Here is a 23,584-nt window from a genome sequence, read left to right as displayed (position 1 = left end):
GAGCCGTGGGCACCCCGCTCCCGGAAACGCGACCACCCACCCAGCCGACCGCGGCGGGGCGAGCGCTCGCGCTCGCCCCGCAAGAGAACTCAGTACAGCAGTCCACTCAACCGCGCCCTGGCCTTGTTGACGCGCGGGTCGGTCGTGCCGACGATCTCGAACAGCTCGAGCAGTCGGGCGCGCACGGCGGCCTTCCCGTCGGCGTCGAGTCGGGGGAAGATCGACAGGAGCCGGTCGAAGGCGTCCTCGACGTGGCCGCCGGAGACGTCGAGGTCGGCGACGGCGAGCTGCGCGTCGAGGTTGGACGGCTCGGCGGCGGCGGTCGAGCGCACCTCCTCCAGCGTCTTCCCCTGGAGTCGCTTCAGCAGCTTGACCTGGGCGAGGCCGGCGACGGCGAGGTCGTCGCGCGGGTTCTGCGCGATGGCGGTCTCGTACTCGGTGATCGCGGCGTCGTAGTCGCCGGCGTCGATCGCGTCGTACGCCTCCTGGTGGTGCGGGGGCAGCGGCGCGGCTTCGGGTTCGGCACCGTCCTCGGTCGCGACGCCCTCGACGGGGACCGACCCCGTCACTCCGTTCTGCGCGGCGAGCTGGAGCAGCTGCTCGAGCAGGTCGCGGAGCTGCTCCTCGGCGATCAGGCCGCTGAACAGCGGCACCGGGCGACCGGCGATGACGGCGGCGACGGTCGGCACGGACTGCACCTGGAACGCCTGGGCGAGCTGGGGGCTCGACTCCGCGTCGACGCCGACGAGCACGAACGCTCCGGCGTACGAGACGACGACCTTCTCGAGCAGCGCGGTCATGCTCGTGCTCTGCTCGGACCAGGAGCCGCGCAGGTCCACGATCACCGGCACGCGCGAGGAGAGCTGGACCACCTGGTCGAACTCGGCGTCTCCGGCGGTGAGCAGCAGCGGATTGGCGGGGGCGGATCCGGCGGGCGCGCCTCCGGGAGCGGCGGCCGGAGCGGGCGCCTGGGGCGCGCGCCGGTTCACCAGGCTCGACAGGTCGACGGCGCCGCGGAGGTTTCCGGGCAGGGGCGGGACGGCGCTCACGGCAGCTGCACCACCGAGACGAGTCCCTGGCTCCATCCGAGCATCACGATCTTCTCCTCCGATCCGACGGGCGGTACGTAGAACAACAACTGATAACCGTAGGTGGTCTCGATCCCCGTCGTCGACTTGTCGGTGCCGAGCAGGGTCTGCGAGGCACCGGAGGTCGAGACGGTCGATCCCTCCGCGGTCGGCTTCACCGTCGACACCTCGGCGATGCTCGCGGCGACGAGGGCGCCCGAGTCGTTGGTCGCCAGAGCGATCGTCGGCGAGGTGCCGGCCTTGTTCGAGAACTCGATCGAGGCGGTGTCGGGCAGCGCCTCGCGATCGGCGTTCTTCTTGTCGACGCCGACCTGGCCGCGGAGCGTGTCGCCGTCGGGCGAGAACAGCTCGGCGTACTGGCTGGCGTCGCCGGTGGCGAGGATGTCGGCGTACGCGGCTCCGACGGTCTCGGGGGCGAGGGTCATCAGGCGCGAGTCCGGAGCGACGATCGAGGTGCCGACCGTGACGGGCGCCACGTCGGGGATCCGCGCGTTGGCCTCGAGCGAGATCGCGTAGTCGACCTTGTAGTCGACGCGCGGGCTCGCCTGGCTCATCATCAGCGCGATCGGCGCGGTCGTGGTGTCGGCGGGATCGCCGACCACGGCGGTGACCAGTCGCGGCCACGTGTCGGTGTCCTGCGGGAGGACGACGCTGACGGGCGACGCCGGGATCGCCTGGGGCGAGTCGATCGTGCCGCCCTTGTTCACGACCTCGTAGTTCGTGGTCCGCTCGGTGAGCGCCTCGCCCTGGAAGCGCTCGGCGAGGATCGCCGCGTCGCGGGCCGCGTCAGCGGCCGAGGCGGTATCGGCGATCGATGCGACGATCGCCTCCGCCTGCTGCGTGGTGACGACCGGGGTCGGGATCTCGGCGGCGGGCTCGGCGCCCGCGGTGGACGTCGCCGTGGCGGTGGGAGTGGCGCTGGCGCCCGCCGCGAGGTCGGGCCAGTAGTCGGAGCTGCAGCCGGCGAGCAGAGCGCTGGTGCCCAGGACGACGGGCAGCACGAGCAGGCCCCGGCGGCGGCTGCGTGCGGGCGAGGCGATCGACGCCTGGATCCCGGCGCGGGGGCGCGGACGCCGGACGCCGCGCGGGACCTTGCCCTGCGGTCCCTTGCGGCGAGGGCCGTGCTGGCGGCGCAGGTGCACGAAGGCCCAGATGTAGAGGCCGAGGCCGATCAGGAGGAAGAGCGCACCGCCGGCGAGCAGCGGGCCGGCGAGCGGAGTCGCGGTGTCGACGGGCCAGCTGACCCGGATCTCGTCAGCGGCCGGCGCGGTGCCGTCGGTCGCGATCAGGAGCGAGATGTCCTCCGGCACGTCGAGCGCGACGTCGATGCTGCCGGCTCCCTCGAGCTGCTCGAGCCACAGGTCGGCGCCCCGGGGATCCACGACCTCTGCGTCGGCCGTCAGCACGTCGGCGGCCAGGTCGATCGCCGTGCCGGTCTCGGTCGAGGCGGTCAGCTCGTCGGTCTCGGCGTCGTAGCCGATCTCGTCGTACTCCGACCCGCCGACCCAGCCGAGCACGTCGCTGGTGCGCGCGTAGGTGAGGACGAGGTCGCCCTCGCCCTCCACGGTGATCGACTGGCGGCCCTCATTGGAGGCGAGGACGCTGCCGTCGATCACGGCGTACGGCGCGTCCGACTCGAGGGCGGTGCTCGCGGTCAGGGACTCGGGCGGGGCCCACACCGTCCGCTGACCGATGCCGAGCGCTATCAGCGCGGCAGCGATGACAGTGGCGATGATGGCGAAGACGAACCGCACGAAAGTACTCCTCCTGCGTTGCCGGATCGGGGTGGCGGCCTCAGCCGGTTCGGCTGGAACGGCCGGACCGGGGCACGACGGCAACAGACAAAGACAGTCCACGATAGCCGATGCCCTCGGCGCGACCCAGGAGATCCCCCGAGAGTGCCCGCGGTGGGCGCCACGAGCGGGTGTCGCCCCCGGGCCCGGCGCGGACCGCTGACTAAACTTCCCGGAGTGCCGCGAGCGTGGCGCTGACCCTTCCGGAGGAGACGACGTGGCAAGCGACGAGGCCGAATTCACCCAGGCGTTCCGCGGGTACGACCGCGACGAGGTCGACAAGGCCATCCAGGGTCTGCGGCGCGAGCTGATCCACGCGAACACCCAGGCCGCCGAGAGCGGTCGCGAGTCCAAGCGCCTCGCCTCGCGCATCGACCAGCTCGAGAAGGAGCTGCAGCAGGTCGGCGCGCCCACCTACGCCGGCCTCGGCGCCAAGCTCGAGCACACGCTCCGGGTCGCCGAGGAGCAGTCCGAGCGCATCATCGCCCAGGCCGAGAACGACGCGTCCGCTCTGCGGCGGTCGACCCGCGACGACGGCGACCGGATCCTCCAGGAGGCGCGCGACGAGGCCGAGCGCCTGGTCACGGAGGCTCGCCGTCGTGCCGACCGCACCCGCAACGAGTCCGAGGCGCAGGCCGCCGCGACTCTCGGCAAGGCGGCGGACGACCGCGACGTGATGACTCAGGACGCCGTCCGTGAGGCCGCGGCGATCCGCGGCACGGTGGCCACCGAGGCGGCGGAGACGCGCGCGACCGCCAAGCGCGAGGCCGCGGCCATCCGCTCGGAGGCGGAGCGCGAGGCCGCCGAGATGCGCGCCGTCGCCGCCCGCGAGGTCGAGATCGCCCGCGCCGAGGCCGCCCGCCTCGCGCAGAGCACCGAGCTGCAGCGCGCCGATGTGGCTTCCGAGGTCGCCCGCCTGCGCGCGGCGGTCGAGGCCGAGATCGCCCAGGCGCGCGCCGCCGTCGCGGCCGAGGTCGCGTCCGCCCGCGCCGCGCTCGACGCCGATGTCGCGTCGGCCCGCGCCGCGCTCGACGCCGAGATCACCACCGGCCGCGCCGATGCCGCCCGCGAGCTCGACGACCAGCGCACGCGCCGGGCGCACGACCGGGCCGAGGCCGTCGCTCTGCTGGACGCCGAGGTCGCCGGGCTCCGCAGCGCCGCCGCGGACGAGGCCGCGGCGCTCTCGCGCGACGTCGAGCAGGCGCGGATCGACCTGACCGTCGAGCTCGCCGCCCGACGCGAGGAGGCCGACCGCGACCACCTCCTCCGTCACCAGGAGGCCGTCGCGCAGACGCAGCGCTACCTCGACGAGTCGAACCTCCAGCTCGCCGACGCGCTCCGTCGCGCCAACGACAAGCGGCTCGAGGCCGACGCGCTCCGCAGCGACGCGCTCGACGAGACGACGCGACTGCGCCGCGACGCCCAGGACGAGTCGGACCGTCTGCTCGCCGAGGCCCGCGAGCGCGCCCAGGAGATGATCGCCGACGCCGAGAAGCGCAACCGGCAGCTCGTCGCGACGGCGGAGGGACGTCTCGACGAGATCCGCACCGAGCGCGACGCCATCGCCGGGTACGTGAAGGGCCTGCGGGGACTGATCGGCCGCATCGACGAGATCTCGCTCGATTCGGACGGCGACTCGGAGGACGACGATTCCGGCCGCGGTGACTCGCGCGGCGATGACGCGACGGAGGACGCTGCTCAGCAGGACGGATCCGAGCCGGACGACGCCGATCAGGACGACACCGACCGCGAGGGCACCGCGAGCCCCGCGCGCTGACCCCGCACGAGACGCGAGAGACCGAGGGGAGCCCGCCGACGCGGGCTCCCCTCGTCCGTCCCGGGCGTCAGCCCAGCTCGCCGGCCCACTCCGTCGGCAGGGGCGACGACGCCGGAGCGACCACCCTCACGATCTCGTCCAGCACGCGGCGCGTCTGCGCCTCGCCGACCCAGAGGTGCTTGCCCCCGGCGACCGGCACCAGCTCCATCTGCGGCACCGACGCGAACCGCTCAGCGGCCGCCTCCGGTCGCAGATAGTCGTCGAACTCGGGGATCAGCGCGACCAGGGGGCGGCCGTCCGCCGCCCAAGCGGCGACCTCGTCGGCCGTGGCGCGGTGGAGCGGGGGCGACAGGAGGATCGCCCCCTCGATCGGGTGCTCCCTCCCCCACTTCAGCGCCAGCTCGGTGCCGAACGACCAGCCGACCAGCCAGGGATGCGGTAGGCCGCGCTCGGCGACCAGCTGCATCGCCGCGGCGACGTCGGCGCGCTCGCCCGTCCCTCCGTCGAAGGCGCCCTCACTCGTACCCCGCGGCGACGACGTGCCGCGGGTGTTGAAGCGCAGTACCGCGAGGTCGGCCAGCTCCGGGAGCCGGGCGGCGGCCTTGCGCAGGATGTGCGAGTCCATGAAGCCGCCGTGGGTGGGCAGCGGATGCAGGGTCACGAGCGTCGCGACCGGCTCGCGATCGAGCGGCAGGGCGAGCTCACCGACGAGCGTCAGCCCGTCCGAGGTGCGGAGCTCGATCTCCTCGCGCCGGGCGGGGAGGACGACGCCGCCCCGGATCTCGTTCGTCATCGTGCTCCTTGGATGCGCCAGCAGTGGTTGTGCCAGTGACGGCGGCCGACGAGGTCCGCCGCGTCGCCGAGGGCCCCGTCGCCGCGCCAGACGACGACATGCGCGAGGCCGATGTCGATGGTCTGGCCGCAACCGGGGCAGAGGTAGTTCTTGACGGCCCGGGCGGACGAGACGGGCTGCACGTTCCAGTCGCGGCCCGATCTCACCTCGGTGCGGCGCCAGCCGGCAATCATCTGCGACAGGTCGCGCGGTTCGCCGTCGCCCTCGCGCCGACTCCCCCGAGGTCGATTGCTGCGCGGCATTCCTCCAGTGTAGGAGCCGCCCCGGACGCGGCGACCCTCAGTGCGAGGTGTCGTCCATCTCGAGCCGGGTCTCCTCGGCGTCGAGCATCAGCTGCGCACGGCGCAGGATCCGCGACGAGTAGAGGCCGCGGCCCCGCGCCTCGAGCAGCGCCTCCCGCTCGGCCAGCAGGACCGCACGCCGCAGGACCAGGTACTGGGCCTGGGGTCCGAGCGGGGCGTCCTCCTGCCGATCCACCTGCTCCCACGCGACCTGCGATCGCGTCAGCGTGTCGCGACGCACGCGCTCGAGCACCCGCGGCCCGACCGCGCCCTCTGGCAGCTCGGCGACTGCCTCGGGCAGTGCCTGGATGCCGGTCGCCGCGACCTCGTCGAGGAGGGTCGCGAGCTCGCGTCGATCGGCGTCGCGGTCGCTCCCCTGGATGCCCGTGAGGCGGATCAGCGCGGGCAGCGTCGCCCCCTGCAGCAGGAGCGTCACGACGGCGACCGTGAACGCGATCAGGATCAGCTGCTCGCGGTACGGCGTCTCCCCGGGAAGCGATTGGGCCGCCGCGAGCGTGACGACGCCGCGCATCCCGGACCACGACAGGATCACTCCGCCGCGCCAGCCGAACGCCTCGCTGGTCGTCGCCGCGAGATCGGTCTCGCGCCGCTGGTACAGGCGCTCGGCGCGCTGCTGGCGTCGTCGGAACCGGTCGTCGCTCGTCGCGCTGTTGCGCAGCCGCATCACTCCGACCGCCAGTCGGCGGTTGATCCGCTCCGCCCGCCTCCCGGAGTTCCGCAGCCAGACGAGCAGCGGCCAGACGAACAGCGTCCGCAGCACGATGAGGAGCACCACGGTCGCCAGCCCGAGCAGGACCGCCTCGACGATGCTGAGCTCCCCCGGCTTGACCTCGCCGATGATCACCCGGATCTCGGCGCCCATCAGCAGGAACACGCCGTTCTCGAGGAGGAACTGCGCCGTGCGCCAGTTCACCCGCTCGCTGATCCGCGACTGCGGACTGAGGAAGCGGGCGCTGTTGTGGCCCGTGTAGATGCCCGTGACCACCACGGCGAGGACGCCGGACGCGCCCAGCTCCTCCGCCGGGATGTAGGCCAGGAACGGCACGGCGAACGACACCGCGGTGTCGAGCACCGGGTCGCGGAGCTTGGAGCGGACGAAGACGGTGATGACTCCCATCACGAGCCCGAGGGCCACCGCCATGACGACGGAGTAGACGAACAGCACGCCGACCTCGCCGACGTCGATCGCGTCGGCCGACACGCTCGCCCCGACGACCGCCGTCGCCGCGGTCGCAGCGCGCAGCAGCACGAGCGCGGACGCGTCGTTGACCAGGCTCTCGCCCTCGAGCACCGTCACCAGGCGGGGCGGCAGACCGAGCTTCTTGCCGATCGACGTCGCGGCGACGGCGTCCGTCGGACTGACGACGGCACCCAGCGCGATCGCCGCGGGCAGGCTGAGATCCGGCAGGAGGACGTAGAGGAAGACGCCGACCGCGATCGCCGTCACGAAGACCAGCAGCACCGACAGTCCGAAGATCGACCGCAGGTTCCGACGGAAGTCTGTCAGCGGGACCTGGATCGCGGCGGAGTAGAGCAGCGGCGGCAGCACACCAGCGAGGATCAGCTCGGGCTCGACCTCGATCTCGGGGACTCCCGGGAGATAGGAGGCGCCGATGCCGACGACCACGAGGATGAGCGGTGCGGCGATGCCGAGCCGGCTCGAGAAGCGCGCGACCGTGACGACCGTGATGATCCCGGCGACCCCGAGCAGCGCGTAGTCCACGGGCCCAGGCTATCGAGAGCGGGGCCGGGAACGCGGACGGGCCCCGTCACTGTCGTGAGGGGCCCGTCAGCGGAGGGACGTGAGGGTCAGTACCAGTTCATCGCCTCGGAATGCGCCCACGCACCGCAGGGCGATCCGTAGCGGCCGGAGATGTAGCCGAGGCCCCAGGTGATCTGGGTCGCCGGGTTGGTCTGCCAATCGGAGCCGGCGGTCGCCATCTTGCTGCCCGGGAGCGCCTGCGGGATGCCGTAGGCACCGCTCGACTTGTTCTCGGCGAAGGTGTTCCAGCCGGACTCGCGGGTCCAGAGGAGCACGAGGCAGTCGTACTCGCTGTCGGCCCAGCCGCGGGCGACGACCATGTCGTACGCGATCGCCTTCGCGGATCCGGGATCGGGAGCGGCGGAGCGGGCGACGGGGGCGGCCGAGCGCGGCGACTGCTGCTCCTCCTCCGCCTCCTCGGTCTCGGTGGGGGTCGGAGTGGGCGTGGGCGTCGGGGTCGGCTTCGCCTGCGCGTCGAAGGTGTCGCGCTGCACGGCGCGCTCGACCGGAGCGGCGACCACGAGGCGCTGGGCGGGATCGCCGTCGAAGCGGGCCGGGGCCTGGTAGTACGGGGACGCGACGGCGCCGCTGGACGGGTCGACGACCGACACCATCACGAATCCGATGGATGCCGCGAACGCGAGCACTGCCAAGGGGAGGCGTGCTCGGGAGCGACGTGCTGGGGCCTGACGCGGAACCGGGGGCTTCACGGCCAGGGGCCGGGAGACGGGTGGCTGGGCGACGGCGTTCGATTCAAGCTGACCCACGATTACGAAAGCATAACGGACGCGGGCTGAATCGGCCAGGAACGGCGCGGAAGGTCAGCGGACGGCCAGCATGACGTCGATGACGGTGTCGAGCACGAAGTCGACCTGCGGCTCCGAGTAGCCCCCGCGCTGCGGAGCGAAGGAGACGGTCCGGACGTCGTCGACGCTGAGGACCGAGCCGTCGCGGAAGTACCCGGAGATGCGGTCGGCGAAGGCGTCGACCTGCCGGATGTTGTAGCCGGTGGTCAGCGCGCTGAGTCGCTGGAAGCGCTCGCGCTGCGGACGCGCCAGCCGGTTCACGACCTCCTGCGCGGTGGCGCGGGCCTCCCGGAGCCAGACGTCCTCGCCCTTCTCGGCGATCGCGTACTGACGCTCGCGACTCGCGAACGCGTCCTCCAGCCGCTCGAGCGCGGCGTCGACGTGCGGTGCGGAGTAGCCGCCCTTGCGCAGGGAGAACGCGGTGTGGCGGAGGTCGGCCGCGCGGAGGTCGGCCGGTCCGCCCGAGAGCTGGGCGTACGCCTCCCGGGCCGAGGCGAGGAAGGAGTCGACCTCCTCGACGTCGTAGCCGGGGCGGTTGTCACGGGCGCGCGGGAAGGGAGCGGTCACCCGGACATTCTGCCAACAGCCGAGCCGTGTGCGGGCAGCGGCGCGTCGCCGAGCCCTGCCGACCCGTCAGTGAGCGAAGAGGAAGTAAAGGACGTAGGCCGCGGCCGCGGACGGCAGGATCGAGTCGAGCCGGTCGAGCACGCCGCCGTGGCCCGGGAGCCACGAGCTCATGTCCTTGATCCCGATGTCGCGTTTGATGAGCGACTCCGCGAGGTCGCCGAGCGTCGCGCTCAGCAGCATGACCGCGCCGAACACGGCGCCGACCCACCACGGCTGGCCGAGGAGGAGGACGGCGAGGAGGACGCCCGCGACGATGCCCGCGACCGCGGCGCCGGCGAAGCCCTCCCAGGTCTTCTTCGGGCTGATCCGCGGCGCCATCGGGTGCTTGCCCCAGGTGAGGCCGCTGGCGTAGGCGCCGATGTCGACGAGGATCACGAGCAGGAGGAACGACAGCGCCCAGAGCTGTCCGCCCTCCTCGGCCACGAGGCGCACGGCGAAGGCGCCGAGGAACGTCACGTAGGCCTGGACGAACACGCCGAGCCCCATGTCGAGGAGCAGGTCGCGGCGAGTCGAGCTCGTGCGGCGCAGGAGCTGCTCGCCGAGGCGCCACAGCGCGACGAACGCGGACCCGCCGAGGACGGCGAGCCAGGCGGCGGAGATGCCGCCGTAGTACGCGGCCGGCACGACGATCACCGCGGCGATGCCGGTCGGGATCCGCGGGATGTCGCGCCCGGCGTGGCGGAGGGCGTTCGAGAGCTCGAGCGCCGCGAGGATGACCAACGCCCCCGCGAGCACCATGAACAGCTCCTTGATCAGGAGGAGGCTGACGCCCATGGCGCCGACGCCGATCACTCCGATCAGGGTGGCCGAGACGAGGTTGCGGCCGGACCGCGCGGTCAGGCGGTCGTTCGTCGCCTCGAGCTGCGCCCGGGTCGCCTCGAGCTGGCGCTCGACGTCGGCCTTGCGCTGCTGGGCGCGCGCCACCAGGGCGTCACGGGTGACCATCCGGGAGCCCCGGGCACCCGGGACGTGCGGCTTGCGCTCCTCCCCGTGCTCGGAGCCCTCGGATTCGTCGGCCACCACTAGACCTCGAGCAGCTCGGATTCCTTGCGCTTGAGCGCCTCGTCGATGGCGTCGACGTGCTTCTTCGTGACGGCTTCGAGCTCCTTCTCGGCGCGACCGACCTCGTCGTCGCCCAGCTCGCCCTTCAGCGCATCGAGGTCGTCCTTGCCCTTGCGGCGGATGTTGCGGACCGCGACCTTGGCGTCCTCGGCCTTGGTCCGGACGATCTTCACGAACTCCTTGCGACGCTCGGCGGTGAGCTCGGGCAGGGTGACGCGGATGACGTTGCCGTCGTTCGACGGGTTGGCGCCCAGGTTCGGCATGTCCCGGATGGCCTGCTCGATATCGCGCAGCGATCCCTTGTCGTAGGGCGTCACGAGGAGGGTGCGCGCCTCCTGGTTCTGCATCGACGCCAGCTGCGAGAGGGGCGTCGGGGTGCCGTAGTAGCTCACGAGCACCTTCTGGAACATGCCGGGGTTCGCGCGGCCGGTCCGCACGGTGGCGAAGTCCTCCTTGGCGACCTCCACGGCCTTGTCCATCTTGGTCGTCGCGTCGGCGAGTACATCCGAGATCACGGGGGCTCCTTAGAAGAGAGAAGTGGTCAGTCTAGTTCGAGACGAGAGTGCCGAGCCGGGCGCCCCGGATGGCCTTCGCGACGTTGCCGGACGGCTCCATGCCGAAGACCTGCATCGGCATCCCGTTGTCCATGCAGAGGCTGAACGCGGTCGAGTCGACGACCTTGAGGCCGCGCTGGAGCGCCTCCTGATAGGTCAGCGTGTCGAGCTTCTTCGCGCCGGGGTTCGTGCGCGGGTCGGCGTCGTACACGCCGTCGACGCCGTTCTTCGCGACGAGCACGACATCGGCGTGCGTCTCGAGCGCACGCTGAGCGGCGACGGTGTCGGTGGAGAAGTACGGCAGACCCGCTCCGGCGCCGAAGATCACGACGCGCCCCTTCTCCATGTGCCGGATCGCCCGGCGGGGGATGTACGGCTCGGCGACCTGGGTCATCGCGATGGCCGACTGGACACGCGTCTCGGCGCCGGCCTGCTCGAGGAAGTCCTGCAGGGCGAGGGCGTTCATCACGGTGCCCAGCATGCCCATGTAGTCGGCGCGACCGCGGTCCATGCCGCGCTGCGAGAGCTCGGCGCCGCGGAAGAAGTTGCCTCCGCCGACCACGACCGAGATCTCGACCTCGGTGGCGGCGTCGGCGATCTCGCGAGCGAGAGCGCTGATCACGTCGGGGTTCACCCCGAGAGTCCCGGCCCCGAACGCCTCCCCCGACAGCTTCAGAAGCACCCTGCGGCGCTTGCCCGTCGTCGTAGCATCCGTCTGCGTCATGGACGTCTTCCTCCCGTGGACCCGTACAAACCTATCCCGCGCGGAGCACGCCCCGCGACCACGCCCGGGGGCCTCCCCCGGGCAGAGCGAAGGGAGTCCGGGTCGACTGAACGACCCGGACTCCCCTGCTGCGTGTTACGCGCCGACCTTGAACCGGGCGAAGCCCGAGACGGTCAGACCGGCGTCGGCCACGACCTTGCTCACGGACAGCTTGTTGTCCTTGGCGTAGTCCTGGTCGAGCAGCGCGACCTGCTTGAAGTACGCGTTGACGCGTCCCTCGATGATCTTCGGCAGGGCGGCCTCGGGCTTGCCCTCGCCGCGGGAGATCTCCTCGACGATGCGGCGCTCGTTGTCGACCTCCGACTGCGGGACGTCCTCGCGCGAGAGGTAGGACGGGTTGGCGAACGAGATGTGCTGCGCGATCGAGCGGGCGGTCTCGGCGTCGTCCCCGGAGTAGCCCACGACCACGCCGACCTGCGGGGGCAGGTCCTTGTTGGTCTTGTGCAGGTAGATGGCGAAGTTCTCGCCCTGCACGGTGGCGATGCGGCGGAGCTCGACCTTCTCGCCGAGGATCGCGGCCTCGTCGTTGATGAGGTCGGCGACGGTCTTCTCGCCGGCGGGGGCCGCGAGGGCCTCCTCGACGGTGGTGGAGCCGGCGGCGACGACGGCGGCGAGCACCGAGTCGGCCAGGGCGATGAACTTCGTGCCCTTGGCGACGAAGTCGGTCTCGCACGCGAGCTCGATCAGGGTGGCGACGCCGCCGTTCTCCGCGGCGGCGACGAGGCCCTCGCTGGTGGAGCGGTCGGCGCGCTTCGCGTTGCCCTTGGCGCCCTTGAGGCGGAGGATCTCGACCGCCTTGTCCAGGTCGCCGTCGGCCTCGACGAGCGCGTTCTTGGTGTCGACCATGCCGGTGCCGAGCTGCTCGCGCAGCGTCTTGACGTCAGCGAGGCTGAAAGTGGCCATAGTTCTGCGAACTCCTCTGTGGTTCTGGCGTCCGGTCGACCCGGTGGTTCCCGGTCGACTGCGGGACTCCAGTCTGTCTGAAGTGGTGATCGCGGTGGCGATCGGGTGCCTGTCCGAGCGGAGCCGGGCGCCTGCGGTCAGCAGTGCGCCCGGCTCCGGCTCAGGAGGGGTGTCAGGCGGTGGCGGTCTCGTCGGCCGGAGCCTCGGTGGTCGCCTCGTCGGCGGCGGGGGCCTCGACGGGCGCCTCGTCGGCGGCGGGCGCCTCGGCCTCGGCGACGGCCTCGTCAGCCGTGGCGGCCTCGGCGTCGGCGACCTTCTCGGTCTCGGCGCCGGCCTGCGGCTCCTGGCCCTGGAGAAGCTCCTTCTCCCACTCGGCCAGCGGCTCGACGGCGGAGACGTTGCCCTCGGCCTCGGGCTTCTGGTGACGCTGGATGAGGCCCTCGGCCGCGGCGTCGGCGACGATGCGGGTGAGCAGGCTCACCGAGCGGATCGCGTCGTCGTTGCCCGGGATCGGGTACTGGACCTCGTCCGGGTCGCAGTTCGTGTCGAGGATGCCGATGACCGGGATGCCCAGCTTCTTGGCCTCGTCGATCGCGAGGTGCTCCTTCTTGGTGTCGACGACCCACAGCGCGGAGGGGGTCTTCGACAGGTTGCGGATGCCGCCGAGCGACTTGTGCAGCTTGTCGAGCTCCCGCTTCTTGATGAGGAGCTCCTTCTTGGTGAAGCCGCTCTTGGTGGTGTCGTCGAAGTCGAGCTCCTCGAGCTCCTTCATGCGCGCGAGGCGCTTGGAGACCGTCTGGAAGTTGGTGAGGAGGCCACCGAGCCAGCGCTGGTTCACGTAGGGCTGGCCGACGCGGGTCGCCTGCTCGGCGATCGCGTTCTGGGCCTGCTTCTTCGTGCCGACGAAGAGGATGGTGCCGCCGTGGGCGACCGTCTCCTTGACGAAGTCGTAGGTCTTGTCGATGTAGGCCAGCGACTGCTGGAGGTCGATGATGTAGCTGCCCGAGCGCTCGGTCAGGATGAAGCGCTTCATCTTCGGGTTCCAGCGACGGGTCTGGTGCCCGAAGTGGACGCCGCTGTCGAGCAGCTGGCGCATGGTGACGACTGCCATGAGTCGTTCTCCTTGTCTCGGGGTCCGGGCGCACGACGGCGCCGAACTCCCGTTCGGTTGTCTGCGACGGCCGGTCGGCACGTCGCCCTGGCGCCCGGCGTGCTCCCGCCTCGCCCGCAAGAGCGGAGGAGGACCGGTAGGAGAAGAGGCCGAATGGGCGCGCGTAGTCACCCCGACGAGCGAGGTGCTCCGAGCATCCTAGCACCGCGGAGGCCGCCTCTCCCGCTGGTGCGGGAGGGCGGCCTCAGGGGTGTCGAGCAGTGCGGCTAGTTGCGCGCCGACTTCATCACGGTGCGGATGTGCAGCGTGTCCATCTCCTCCAGCGACCGGCCCTTGGTCTCGGGCACGAACATGAAGACGAAGACGAAGGAGATCGCGGCGAACGCGGCGTAGAGGCCGTACGCGAGCGTCAGCGAGACGTCCTGCGACAGGATCGGGAACGTCACCGTGATCGCGAAGTTGGCGATCCACTGCGCCGAGGCGGCGAGACCCAGCGCGGCGGCGCGGATCCGGTTCGGGAAGATCTCGCCGAGCAGGACCCAGACCAGCGGGCCCCAGGTCGCGCCGAAGAAGACGACGAACGCGTTGGCCGAGACCAGGGCGATCGGGCCCCAGGCACCGGGCAGTGAGACGTCTTCTCCGTTGATCGTCGACTGGCTGAACGCGATCGCCATCAGCGCGAGCGAGATCGCCATGCCGGCCGAGCCGACCAGCAGCAGCGGCTTCCGGCCGACCTTGTCGACCAGGAAGATCGCCACGAACGTGACGACGACGTTCACCACGGAGGTGAAGACCGAGATGGCGAACGAGTTCGACTCGTCGAAGCCGACCGCGCTCCACAACGACGTGGAGTAGTAGAAGATCACGTTGATGCCGACGAACTGCTGGAACACCGAGAGCAGGATGCCGACCCAGACGACGGGGAGCAGTCCGAGCGCGGGGCCGCGCAGGCTCGAGCGCTTGGCGTTCTCGGCGTCCTCGTCGATGCGCTTCTGGATGTCGGCGAGGGCGTCGTCGACCTCCTCGCGGGGCGTGACCGTCGCGAGGACGCGGCGCGCCTCCTCCGTCTTGCCCCGGGTGGCGAGGAAGCGGGGCGACTCCGGCAGCGTGAGTGCGAGCAGGCCGTAGATCACGGCGGGGACGGCGCAGGCGATGAACATCCAGCGCCAGGCGGCGACTCCGAACCAGAACGGCTCGGCGGCGCCGTCCGCGCCGTTCGCGATGAGGGTGTCCGAGAGCAGCGCGGCGAAGATGCCGAGCGTGATCGCGAGCTGCTGCAGCGAGGCGAGGGCGCCGCGGATCGCCTTCGGGGCGATCTCGGAGATGTAGGTGGGGGCGATCACCGAGGCGATGCCGATGCCGAGGCCTCCGACGACGCGCCACAGGACGAGGTCCCAGACGGCGAACGCCGCGCCCGCGCCGATGGAGGAGACGAAGAAGAGGCCCGCGCCGAGCAGCATCACCTTGATGCGGCCCCAGCGGTCGGCGAGCCGGCCCGCCAGGTACGCGCCGAGCGCGCAGCCCAGCAGCGCCGACGCGACGGCGAAGCCGATGAGCGCCGCCGAGAGGTCGAACTCGCCCTGCACCGCCTCGACCGCTCCGTTCACGACGGAGGAGTCGAAGCCGAAGAGGAAGCCGCCGACCGCGGCCGCGATGGCCAGGCCGATCACCTTCCTCCGGAGCTTGGCTGCTGAAGGGGCCGGTGTCTCGGATCGTCCCGTGGTCATGATCGTCTCCGCTCTGGCTGCCGGCCGGCGGCACTGATGGCGCCCCGTGCCGGATTCACGCGAAGCGACGTTACTCCCGCGTGCGAGTCGGCCTCGACGGGTTGCGTTCGCGGGCGATCCGGGACCCTCCTCCACCGAACGGGGCTCGCGGGGCTTCTCCCCCGGTCAACGCGGACGGGCCGCGGCCGCGGCGCTCGGGCAGGAGGGTGGGCGGATGACGACCTCGATGCTCCTGCGCCCGGGCGTGTTCCTGGCGCTCGTCTCCGGCCTCCTGGGTTCCGTTGCGGCGGTGCCGCCGGGATCGCTGTGGGTCTCTCCGGTGCCCGGATTCGCGGTGGTCGAGCCCTGGCGGGCGCCCGAGCACCGGTATGCGGCGGGTCACCGCGGCATCGACCTGGAGGCGAGCGCGGGAGCGCCTGTCGTGGCCGTGACCGGTGGGACGGTGTCGTTCGCGGGACGTGTCGTGGACCGCGGGGTGGTGAGCATCGAGCACGCCGGCGGGCTGGTGTCGAGCGTCGAGCCGGTGGAGGCGACCGTGTCCGCGGGCGCGGTAGTGGCTCCAGGGGACGTGATCGGGACGGTCGGCAGCGGAGGCCACTGCGACGGACGGTGCGTGCACTTGGGCGTCCGGGAGGACGGCGAGTACGTCTCTCCGATGCGCTTCTTCGGCGGGATCCCCCGCGCGGTGCTGCTGCCTCTCGACAGCGCGTCAGGCGCGCGGGTGCGCGAGCCGGTAGGCGTCGCGGATGCGCTCGGTCGAGACGTGCGTGTAGATCTGGGTCGTCCCCAGGCTCGCGTGGCCGAGCATCTCCTGCACCGAGCGGAGGTCGGCTCCCCCGTCGAGCAGGTGGGTGGCGGCGGAGTGGCGGAGAGTGTGCGGGCCGGAGGGGCCGGAGCCGTCCTCGAGGAGGCGGGTGACGACTCCGTAGACCGTGCGGGGCGTCAGGCGCGCGCCCCGCCGGCCGAGCAGGAGGGCGTTCTGCGACTCGGGCTTCGCGAGGTGCGGGCGGGCCGTGTCGAGATAGGCGACGAGCGCCTCCTTCGCGGGGACGCCGAAGGGGACGACGCGCTGCTTCGAGCCCTTGCCGGTAACGAGGACGGTGAGCCGTGAGAGATCGAGATCGCCGATGTCGATCGCGACGAGCTCCGCGACGCGGATGCCGGAGGCGTAGAGCAGCTCGATGATCGCGAGGTCGCGGAGTGCGACGGGGTCGTCGGTCGCTCCGCGCGCCGTCACGGTGTCGATCACCTGCTCCGTCTGCGCCTGCGTGAGGACGTGCGGGAGCGAGCGTCCCGCCTTCGGGGTGCGGAGCCGTGCGGCGACGTCGGTGGGCGTGCGCTCGGTGCGCTGCGCCCAGGAGGAGAAGGAGCGGACCGCCGCGGTGCGACGGGCGAGCGTGGCGCGCGAGACCCCCGTCTGCGTCTGCTGCCACAGCCAGTCCCGGAGGAGCTCGAGGTCGACGTCGGCGAGGGTCGCGACGCCTTTCGTCGCCGCGTGGGCGAGGAGGGTGGCGAGGTCGCCGCGGTAGCCCTTGGCCGTCGCGGGTGAGAGCGAGCGCTCGTCGAGCACGTAGCGGAGGAAATCGTCGACGGCGCCGGCCAGGCTCGCGTCACGCACTTCCCCTCACGCCTCCACAGCGGGCATGCGCGACCACAGGTCGATGCGGCCCTGCTCGTCGAGCTCCTCGAGCCGTTCGATCAGGTCGGTGCCGAAGCGGGTGGCGATCGGAGCGGTCGCGCTGGGCACGAGGGAGGTCGCGATGGTCTCGGGGTGCACGTGCACGAGCGAGAAGCTCTGGGCGCCGTCGATGCCGCGGAGCTCCCGCTCGGGCGCGCCGAGATCCATCGTGTAGCTGGTGGCGCCGGCGACGAAGACGGGGACACCGGCGAAGGTCGCGGCCGTCGGGTAGTGCAGGTGACCGCCGAGGATCGCGCGGACGTCACTGCCGCGGACGACTTCCTCGAGTCGCTCGATCCCGCGGAGCTCGAGCACCGTCATGGCGCCGAGCGGAGTGGGGAGCGGTGGGTGATGGAGGGCGAGGATCGTGCCGAGCGGAGCCGGAGTCGCGAGCTCGTGGGCGAGGTTCTCGAGCTGCTCGTCGGTGAGCGCCCCGTGGTGGAAGCCGGGCACCGCGCTGTCGAGCGCGATGAGCCGCAGCCCGTCGAGGTCGACGACCTGGTCGATCGGCGTCTCGCTGTCGTCGTGCGGCTGCTCTTCGAGGAGCACGCGTCGGAACGCCCGCCGCTCGTCGTGGTTGCCCATCACCCACACGATCGGGGCATGGAAGCGCAGGGCGAGCGGATCGAGTGCCGCCTTCACCCGCCGGTAGGCGTCCTCCTCGCCCCGGTCGGCCACATCACCCGTGACGACGATCGCGTCGAGCCGACCGCCGCGCTCCTCGAGCCGTGCGAGGGCCTGGTCGAGGCGCGCGACCGTGTCGACCACGCCGTAGAGCGGAGCGCCATCGGCGAGGAAGTGCGTGTCGCTGAGGTGCGCGATCACCCGATCGGCCGCCCGGAAGTGCCCGAGCTGCGGATGCTCCGCCGTCATCGCCTCGTCGTCCATGCCGCTCCCCTCGCTGACCTGGTTTCAGCGTAGGGCGGACGACCGACAGCGAGTATCCGGCGAGCCGGGGATCGAGGCGGCCTCTCGAGCGGGGCTCTCATTCAGGCGGCGGCCCGACGAGCCGTGGGATCAGCGCCGGGGCAGCGACCACCTCCCGTCGTCGGTGCGCTGCACATGGGCTTCCGCCAGGAGCGCCCCGAGGATCGCGAGGGTCTCGGACACGCGGAGCCCGAGATGCTGCGCGAGCGCGTCGGTGTCCTGCAGGCCACGATCCCGCAGCGCGGTGACGAGGCGGGAGGCCGGTCCGGGAACGATGTCCGTCGGGGCGCTCTCCCCCACGCCGAGGAGTTCGAGGACTTCCGGCGCCGTGGTGACGCAGGTCGCCGCGAACTCGCGGAGGAGGCGGTGGCAGCCGGCGGAGGACGCGCTCGTGACGGGGCCGGGGACCGCTCCGAGAGGGCGGCCGAGAGCCGCCGCGTGGCCGGCGGTGTTGAGGGACCCAGAACGAGCGCCGGCCTCGACGATCACCGTCGCGCCTGACGACGCTGCGATGAGCCGGTTCCTCTGCAGGAACCGCCACCTCGTGGGCGTCGTTCCCGGCGGCACCTCCGTCACCACCGCGCATCCGGGGGTCGCGATGATTCGGTGCAGCAGCTCTGAATGAGCCGTCGGATACAAGCGATCCGGTCCCCCGGCGAGGAAGGCGACCGTGCGCCCGCCGGAGCCGAGGACGGCGCGGTGGCCGACCGCGTCGATGCCGAAGGCGCCTCCGGAGACGACGAGGACGCCGCGATCGGCGACTCCTGCGGCGAGTTCGGCGGTGACGTGCTCGCCGTACCCGGTGGCCGCTCGCGCGCCGACGAGGGCGAGCCGGTGGGCCGGAGCGAAGGCGGAGGGGTCGCCGCGGGACCAGAGGATGAGCGGGGCGTGCGGACCCAGGTCGTCGAGCGCCTCCGGCCACCCGGGCGAACCGGGCACGAGCAGGTGGGCCTTGAGCTTCTGAGCGATGTCGATGCGACGCAGGACAAGCGCGCGGTCCAGTCGGGGGCGCCATCGCTCGAGCCCCGCCGCGAGGGCGGACAGCTCGCCGGGTGTGCAGTCGGAGTCGGCGAGAACGTCCGATGCGGTCGCGGACGAGACGACGTGCGCGAGCGCGGCCGCAGCGCCGACGGCCTCGATGAGCGTCGCCGCGACGGCGTCGCCCGGCTCGGTCAGGCCGCTCCATGCCGCACGAGCGAGCACGTCAGCGGCATCGGAGGCGTCCCCCTCCGCTAGGAGGGATCGAGCGGCGCCGAGCTCGGAGCGATCGAACAGGTTCGCGGTCATGCCGCACCTCCTCGGAGGACGAGGGCGCGTCCGAGGTGACCGGCGGTCGGCCTCTCGGCGCCGTCGAGGTCCGCGAGAGTCCAGGCCAGGCGGAGAACGCGGTCGTAGCCGCGCATCGTGACGAGGCCGCGCTCCAGCGCCTTGTCGAGGGTCCGCGACTCCGAGGAGGTCGGCCGCTGATCGCCGGAGCGGAGCCAGCTTCCGGAGACCTCGGCGTTCGTCGTCCAGGGAGTGCGCCGGAGTCTCCCGCGGGCTCGTTCGCGAGCCGCGGTCACCCGAGAGCGCGCGTCCGCCGTGGTGACGCCCTGCTCCTCCCTCCGCGCGGCGAGTTGAGCGGCTCCGATGCGGCGCACCGTGAGACGGATGTCGACCCGATCGAGCAACGGTCCGCTCAAGCGGGCGAGATAGCGGCGCCGCAGCGCTGGAGCGCACGTGCACGTCTCCCCCGGGATGCCGTGCCGACCGCACGGGCACGGGTTCGCGGCGAGGATCAGCTGCACGCGCGCCGGGAACTCGGCGACGGCGTTCGCGCGGTGGATACGGATGACGCCCGACTCCAGCGGCTGCCGGAGCGCGTCGAGCGCGACCGCGCTGAACTCAGGAGCTTCATCCAAGAAGAGCACCCCTCTAGTGGCGCGGGCGACGGCGCCCGGGCGGATGCGTCCGCTGCCGCCTCCGACGATCGCGGCGGCCGATGCGGAGTGGTGCGGGCTCTCGAACGGCGGGCGGCGCACGAGGCTGCCACCGGTGGGCGTGCCCACGAGGGAGCGCATGCACGTGGCTTCGAGGGCGGCGGCGTCGTCGAGATCGGGGAGGATGCCCGGAAGTCGAGTCGCGAGCATCGTCTTGCCCGCGCCGGGCGGACCCAGGAGGAAGACGTGGTGACCGCCCGCGGCCGCCGCGATCATCGCCTCCGCCGCCTCCTCGTTGCCGATCACGTCGGCGAAATCCAGGCGCGACACCGGTTCGACCGGGACCTGCCCGCGTGCGGCGGGTTCGGGGAGGACCGGGACCTCCCACTCCGCTCCGTGACACACGGCCGCTGCAGCCAGCGACGAGACGGCGATGATCTCCACGCCGTCGACGAGCTCCGCCTCGGCGCGGTCCTCGAGCGGCACCATGACGCGGCGACGACCCGACCTCGCCGCGGCGAGCACCGCGGGCAGCACACCCGGAACGGAACGGAGCCGACCGTCCAGACCGAGCTCGCCCACATGCACCACGGATGCGACGGACTCCCCGTTCACCTCGCCCAGCGCCGCCAGCGCAGCCAGGCCGATCGCGAGATCGAACGCGGACCCATGCTTGGGCATCGCGGCCGGTGAGAGGTTCACCGTGATCTTGTACTCCGAGATCACACTGCCCGAGTTGATCGCCGCCGACCGCACCCGCTCCTTCGCCTGCGACAGCGCCGCATCCGGCAGCCCGATGATCCCGATCGCCGGAGTTCCGTCGGACGAGTGCGCCTCCACTCCGACCACCGCGCCCGTGAACCCGACCAGACCCACCGCGGACGTGCGACCCATGCCCATCACGCCACCGCCCGGAAATGCCGCACCTGCACCGGGACCCCGTCCGGCGCGATGATGCCCACCGCATCGATCCGCAGATGCCGCGCCCGTTGGTCGTGCTCCCGAGCCCACGCGTACGCCAGCCGCCGCAGCCTCTGCGCCTTCGCCCGCGTGATCGCCTCGATCGGCATCCCGAACCGCGCGGAGGAGCGCGTCTTCACCTCCACCACCACCAGCGCCGCGCCCTCGCGGGCGACGATGTCGAGCTCGCCCTCCCGAACCCGCCAGTTGCGGTCCAGGAGCTCGAAGCCCTTCGCCCTCAGATGCGCCGCAGCGATCTCCTCGCCCCGCCGACCCAACTCGTCCTTGTCCATGAAGACCTCCCGCACGAACCCTCACGGAGAACGGAGCAACGCGGGGACGACCGGGGAGGATCTCGGGAGAGAGTGCACAAAGAAGCGCTGTGGAGGGACCACCTCGAACGGAGGTGGGTCTCGATACGCCGCCGGGGGCGGCTACTCGACCAGCAAGAGGGGAGGGCGCGCCGCGCGCAGAAGGCAGCGCACCGCAGCAGAAGAGGCGCGGAGCGCTACTCGTCGAGGGCGAGTTCCTTGGGGAGCTCGAACTCCTTGCGGGAGAGCTCCTCGACGTTGACGTCCTTGAAGGTCAGCACGCGGACCGACTTCACGAAGCGGTCGGAGCGGTAGACGTCCCAGACCCACACGTCGCGCATGGTCAGCTCGAAGTAGAAGTCGTGCTCGGTGTCGCGTCGCACGAGATCGACCTCGTTCGCGAGGTAGAAACGGCGCTCGGTCTCGACGACGTACGAGAACTGCGAGACGACGTCGCGGTACTCCCGGTACAGTGCCAGCTCGACCTCGCGGTCGTAGTCCTCGAATTCGTCCTCATCCATCGTCCGTCAATCCTACGCGGGTGCGGGAGCGCCGGACGCCGCGGGCTCCTCGGCGGCGACGGCCTCGCGCGGCTTGGACAGCCACGTGACGCGGTGCAGCGGGGACGGTCCGACGCGGTCGAGGCCCGCCCAGTGCGCGGCGCTGCCGTAGCCCTTGTTGCTGTCCCAGGCGTAGTCGGCGAACTCGTCGTGGTGGCGCACCATCTGACCGTCGCGGCCGACCTTCGCCAGCACGGAGGCGGCCGAGACGGACGCGCAGTCGCGGTCGGCCTTGATGCGGGTGACGATGGTCAGCTCGGCGGCCCACTCCCCCAGTGCCGGCGTCAGCCAGTCGTGCTTGCCGTCGAGCAGCACCACGGACGTCGCGAGATCGACGCCCTGGTCGACGAGGCGCTCGATGCCGCGCGATGCGGCTCGACCGAGGCCGGCGATGATGCCGGAGTCGTCGATCTCGTCGGCGGAGGACTCGCCGATCGCCCAGCCCGAGACCCACTTCACCACGCCGGGCAGCAGGGCCTCGCGCCGGGCCGGAGCCAGCAGCTTGGAGTCGCGCAGGCCCTCCGGGAACCGGCCGCAGCGGCGAGCGATCGAGGCGACGCCGACCGAGACGGGGCCGGCGATCGCTCCGCGGCCCACCTCGTCGCAGCCGATGATGCTCTCGTAGCCCTGGCGGAAGAGGCGCCGCTCCATCGACAGGGTCGGTTCGGCGACGGCCACCTAGCCCTGCCCGGCCTCGGAGGAGGACTCGGAGGACTCGGACGATTCCGACGCGTCCTTCTCGACCCCGCGGAACACGGACGGGTAGTCGTCCAGCCACGCCCACCGCTCCACCGGCCAGGTCACCAGGACCGCCCGGCCGACGACGTTGTCGATCGGGACGAAGCCGTTGCCGGGCTTGTCGGTGTTGTAGCGGGAATCGGCCGAGTTGTAGCGGTTGTCGCCCATGACCCAGAGCGAGCCCTCGGGCACGGTCACGTCGAACGGGGTCGCCGAGACGGCCTGGACCCCGTCGGGGAGCTTCACGTAGGGCTCGTCGATCGGGTTGCCGTTGACCTCGACCTGGCCGAGCGGGGTGCAGCAGGTGATCCGGTCGCCGGGCAGGCCGATGACGCGCTTGATCAGGTGGTCGTTGCTGTCGGGAGCGGTGAGACCCACGATCGCGAGGGCGGAGTCGACGGCGGCCTGGAACGGCGGCACGTCCGGCTCGGTGCTCGGCGAGAGCCATCCGCCCGGATCGCGGAAGACGACGACGTCGCCGCGCGAGATCGGCACGAGATCGGGGACCAGCTCGTTCACGAGGATGCGGTCGTTCTCGACCAACGTCTGCTCCATCGAGGACGACGGGATGTAGAACGAGCGGATCAGGAACGTCTTCACGAGGAAGGAGACCAGCACCGCGACGACGAAGATGATCAGCACGTCGCGGAGGAAGAGGAGCAGGCCGCGGCGCCTGCGGGGCCGCTCCGGCTCCGCGGTGTGGCGGGCGTGCTCGCCGTCGCCCTCGAGCCGGACCGGGGCCGTGCTGTCTGTCATCGCGTGCCGTCGCCCCTAGCTGGTGATTCATCCGGGACCGAGCATCACCGGGCCGGGTTCACCGGCAGGACCGGCCCCCGGAAAGGGTCGAACCCCGGTCCATCATAAGTGGACCGGGGTTCGGGGAGAGTGTGCGGAGACCCGCTGAGGGTCAGCGCTTCTCCTTGATCTTGGCCTTCTTGCCGCGGAGGTTCCGCAGGTAGTAGAGCTTCGCGCGACGCACGTCTCCGCGGGTGACGACCTCGATGTGGTCGATCACCGGGGAGTGCACCGGGAAGGTGCGCTCGACGCCGACCTGGAAGCTGACCTTGCGGACGGTGAAGGTCTCGCGGACGCCCTCGTTGGAGCGGCCGATGACGACGCCCTGGAAGACCTGGACGCGCGAGCGGGTTCCCTCGACGATGTTGACGTGGACCTTGACGGTGTCGCCCGCACGGAAGTCGGGGATGTCGGTCCGGAGTGACGCCGCATCGACGTTATCGAGGATGTGCATGTTCTATCGCTCTCCGTGCCCGCCACAGGTCGAGCACCGTTTCGTGGGTGGGAAGTCGGTGCGCGCCCCGCGTCGTAGCGGCTCCCCTGTGGC

The 23,584-nt window shown here is 71.7% G+C and carries 23 protein-coding genes and 1 pseudogene; 2 read left to right on the top strand and 22 right to left on the bottom strand.

Going from position 1 to position 23,584, the window contains the following annotated elements; all coding sequences use genetic code 11:
* Positions 1 to 89: 89 nt before the first annotated feature.
* Together ASF46_RS07780 and ASF46_RS07775 are read right to left on the bottom strand one after the other, a co-directional pair.
* Positions 90 to 1,049, bottom strand: a complete 960-nt coding sequence (locus ASF46_RS07780; protein WP_056867017.1) for a tetratricopeptide repeat protein — start codon at positions 1,047 to 1,049, stop codon at positions 90 to 92.
* Positions 1,046 to 2,842 (bottom strand): hypothetical protein, encoded by a 1,797-nt coding sequence (locus ASF46_RS07775; protein WP_056867016.1) that lies wholly within the window; start codon positions 2,840 to 2,842, stop codon positions 1,046 to 1,048. Before ASF46_RS07775 ends, ASF46_RS07780 begins: the two co-directional genes overlap by 4 nt.
* Before the next feature lie 256 nt (positions 2,843 to 3,098).
* Between ASF46_RS07775 and ASF46_RS07770 the strand changes: the two genes are divergently transcribed.
* Positions 3,099 to 4,658 carry a DivIVA domain-containing protein gene (locus ASF46_RS07770; RefSeq protein WP_056867015.1) on the top strand — a complete coding sequence of 520 codons (1,560 nt, stop codon included), beginning with the start codon at positions 3,099 to 3,101 and terminating at the stop codon, positions 4,656 to 4,658.
* 67 nt (positions 4,659 to 4,725) lie between these two features.
* Here the strand turns inward: ASF46_RS07770 and ASF46_RS07765 are convergent, their stop codons facing one another.
* From ASF46_RS07765 to ASF46_RS07715, 11 genes are all read right to left on the bottom strand, one after another.
* The gene (locus tag ASF46_RS07765) at positions 4,726 to 5,451 is read right to left on the bottom strand and encodes an alpha/beta hydrolase (protein ID WP_056867014.1); all 726 of its coding nucleotides are present in this window, start codon (positions 5,449 to 5,451) and stop codon (positions 4,726 to 4,728) included.
* Positions 5,448 to 5,753: a hypothetical protein gene (locus tag ASF46_RS07760; protein WP_056867013.1), complete on the bottom strand. Its 306-nt coding sequence runs from the start codon at positions 5,751 to 5,753 to the stop codon at positions 5,448 to 5,450. Before ASF46_RS07760 ends, ASF46_RS07765 begins: the two co-directional genes overlap by 4 nt.
* Positions 5,754 to 5,790: 37 nt before the next feature.
* The gene (locus tag ASF46_RS07755) at positions 5,791 to 7,536 is read right to left on the bottom strand and encodes a cation:proton antiporter (RefSeq protein ID WP_056867012.1); all 1,746 of its coding nucleotides are present in this window, start codon (positions 7,534 to 7,536) and stop codon (positions 5,791 to 5,793) included.
* An 86-nt stretch (positions 7,537 to 7,622) separates the two neighbouring features.
* Positions 7,623 to 8,222, bottom strand: a complete 600-nt coding sequence (locus ASF46_RS07750) for a lytic transglycosylase domain-containing protein (protein ID WP_235576915.1) — start codon at positions 8,220 to 8,222, stop codon at positions 7,623 to 7,625.
* A gap of 174 nt (positions 8,223 to 8,396) precedes the next feature.
* Positions 8,397 to 8,948, bottom strand: coding sequence for a DivIVA domain-containing protein (locus ASF46_RS07745; RefSeq protein ID WP_055792541.1), 552 nt, complete (start codon positions 8,946 to 8,948; stop codon positions 8,397 to 8,399).
* A 66-nt stretch (positions 8,949 to 9,014) separates the two neighbouring features.
* Entirely contained in the window at positions 9,015 to 10,028 is a 1,014-nt protein-coding gene (locus tag ASF46_RS07740) for a phosphatidate cytidylyltransferase (RefSeq protein ID WP_235576880.1), read from the bottom strand.
* 2 nt (positions 10,029 to 10,030) lie between these two features.
* Positions 10,031 to 10,585 (bottom strand): ribosome recycling factor, encoded by a 555-nt coding sequence (gene frr / locus ASF46_RS07735; RefSeq protein ID WP_056867011.1) that lies wholly within the window; start codon positions 10,583 to 10,585, stop codon positions 10,031 to 10,033.
* Between the two features lie 31 nt (positions 10,586 to 10,616).
* Positions 10,617 to 11,348 carry a UMP kinase gene (gene pyrH / locus ASF46_RS07730; RefSeq protein WP_056867010.1) on the bottom strand — a complete coding sequence of 244 codons (732 nt, stop codon included), beginning with the start codon at positions 11,346 to 11,348 and terminating at the stop codon, positions 10,617 to 10,619.
* A 135-nt stretch (positions 11,349 to 11,483) separates the two neighbouring features.
* The gene (tsf, locus tag ASF46_RS07725; protein ID WP_055792551.1) at positions 11,484 to 12,311 is read right to left on the bottom strand and encodes a translation elongation factor Ts; all 828 of its coding nucleotides are present in this window, start codon (positions 12,309 to 12,311) and stop codon (positions 11,484 to 11,486) included.
* A gap of 172 nt (positions 12,312 to 12,483) precedes the next feature.
* On the bottom strand, positions 12,484 to 13,422 hold the full coding sequence (rpsB, locus tag ASF46_RS07720) for a 30S ribosomal protein S2 (RefSeq protein ID WP_055792555.1): 939 nt from the start codon (positions 13,420 to 13,422) through the stop codon (positions 12,484 to 12,486).
* Between the two features lie 266 nt (positions 13,423 to 13,688).
* The gene (locus tag ASF46_RS07715; protein WP_056867009.1) at positions 13,689 to 15,149 is read right to left on the bottom strand and encodes a sugar porter family MFS transporter; all 1,461 of its coding nucleotides are present in this window, start codon (positions 15,147 to 15,149) and stop codon (positions 13,689 to 13,691) included.
* 214 nt (positions 15,150 to 15,363) lie between these two features.
* Between ASF46_RS07715 and ASF46_RS19910 the strand changes: the two are divergent.
* A pseudogene (locus tag ASF46_RS19910) lies at positions 15,364 to 15,792 on the top strand (murein hydrolase activator EnvC family protein); the annotation flags it as partial.
* 66 nt (positions 15,793 to 15,858) lie between these two features.
* Here ASF46_RS19910 and ASF46_RS07710 read toward each other — a convergent pair.
* From ASF46_RS07710 to rplS, 9 genes are all read right to left on the bottom strand, one after another.
* The gene (locus ASF46_RS07710) at positions 15,859 to 16,767 is read right to left on the bottom strand and encodes a tyrosine recombinase XerC (protein WP_157602309.1); all 909 of its coding nucleotides are present in this window, start codon (positions 16,765 to 16,767) and stop codon (positions 15,859 to 15,861) included.
* Between the two features lie 6 nt (positions 16,768 to 16,773).
* Complete coding sequence (locus tag ASF46_RS07705; RefSeq protein WP_235576879.1) at positions 16,774 to 17,715, bottom strand: phosphodiesterase; 942 nt, start codon at positions 17,713 to 17,715, stop codon at positions 16,774 to 16,776.
* 129 nt (positions 17,716 to 17,844) lie between these two features.
* The gene (dprA, locus tag ASF46_RS07700; RefSeq protein ID WP_056867008.1) at positions 17,845 to 19,041 is read right to left on the bottom strand and encodes a DNA-processing protein DprA; all 1,197 of its coding nucleotides are present in this window, start codon (positions 19,039 to 19,041) and stop codon (positions 17,845 to 17,847) included.
* Positions 19,038 to 20,573 carry a YifB family Mg chelatase-like AAA ATPase gene (locus tag ASF46_RS07695; protein ID WP_056867007.1) on the bottom strand — a complete coding sequence of 512 codons (1,536 nt, stop codon included), beginning with the start codon at positions 20,571 to 20,573 and terminating at the stop codon, positions 19,038 to 19,040. Before ASF46_RS07695 ends, dprA begins: the two co-directional genes overlap by 4 nt.
* Complete coding sequence (locus ASF46_RS07690) at positions 20,573 to 20,926, bottom strand: YraN family protein (RefSeq protein ID WP_055792574.1); 354 nt, start codon at positions 20,924 to 20,926, stop codon at positions 20,573 to 20,575. Before ASF46_RS07690 ends, ASF46_RS07695 begins: the two co-directional genes overlap by 1 nt.
* Positions 20,927 to 21,141: 215 nt before the next feature.
* Positions 21,142 to 21,465: a DUF2469 domain-containing protein gene (locus tag ASF46_RS07685; RefSeq protein ID WP_055792576.1), complete on the bottom strand. Its 324-nt coding sequence runs from the start codon at positions 21,463 to 21,465 to the stop codon at positions 21,142 to 21,144.
* A 12-nt stretch (positions 21,466 to 21,477) separates the two neighbouring features.
* Complete coding sequence (locus tag ASF46_RS07680; protein ID WP_082485305.1) at positions 21,478 to 22,182, bottom strand: ribonuclease HII; 705 nt, start codon at positions 22,180 to 22,182, stop codon at positions 21,478 to 21,480.
* Positions 22,183 to 22,998 carry a signal peptidase I gene (gene lepB, locus ASF46_RS07675; RefSeq protein WP_056867006.1) on the bottom strand — a complete coding sequence of 272 codons (816 nt, stop codon included), beginning with the start codon at positions 22,996 to 22,998 and terminating at the stop codon, positions 22,183 to 22,185. It abuts the gene before it with no gap.
* Between the two features lie 151 nt (positions 22,999 to 23,149).
* Entirely contained in the window at positions 23,150 to 23,491 is a 342-nt protein-coding gene (gene rplS / locus ASF46_RS07670; RefSeq protein WP_055792582.1) for a 50S ribosomal protein L19, read from the bottom strand.
* Between the last annotated feature and the right edge of the window lie 93 nt (positions 23,492 to 23,584).

The sequence above is a fragment of the Rathayibacter sp. Leaf296 genome (genome assembly GCF_001423045.1).
Lineage (GTDB): Bacteria > Actinomycetota > Actinomycetes > Actinomycetales > Microbacteriaceae > Rathayibacter > Rathayibacter caricis.
The sequence above is the reverse complement of the archived record's forward strand: the minus strand, read 5'-3'. Positions and strand labels throughout refer to the sequence as shown.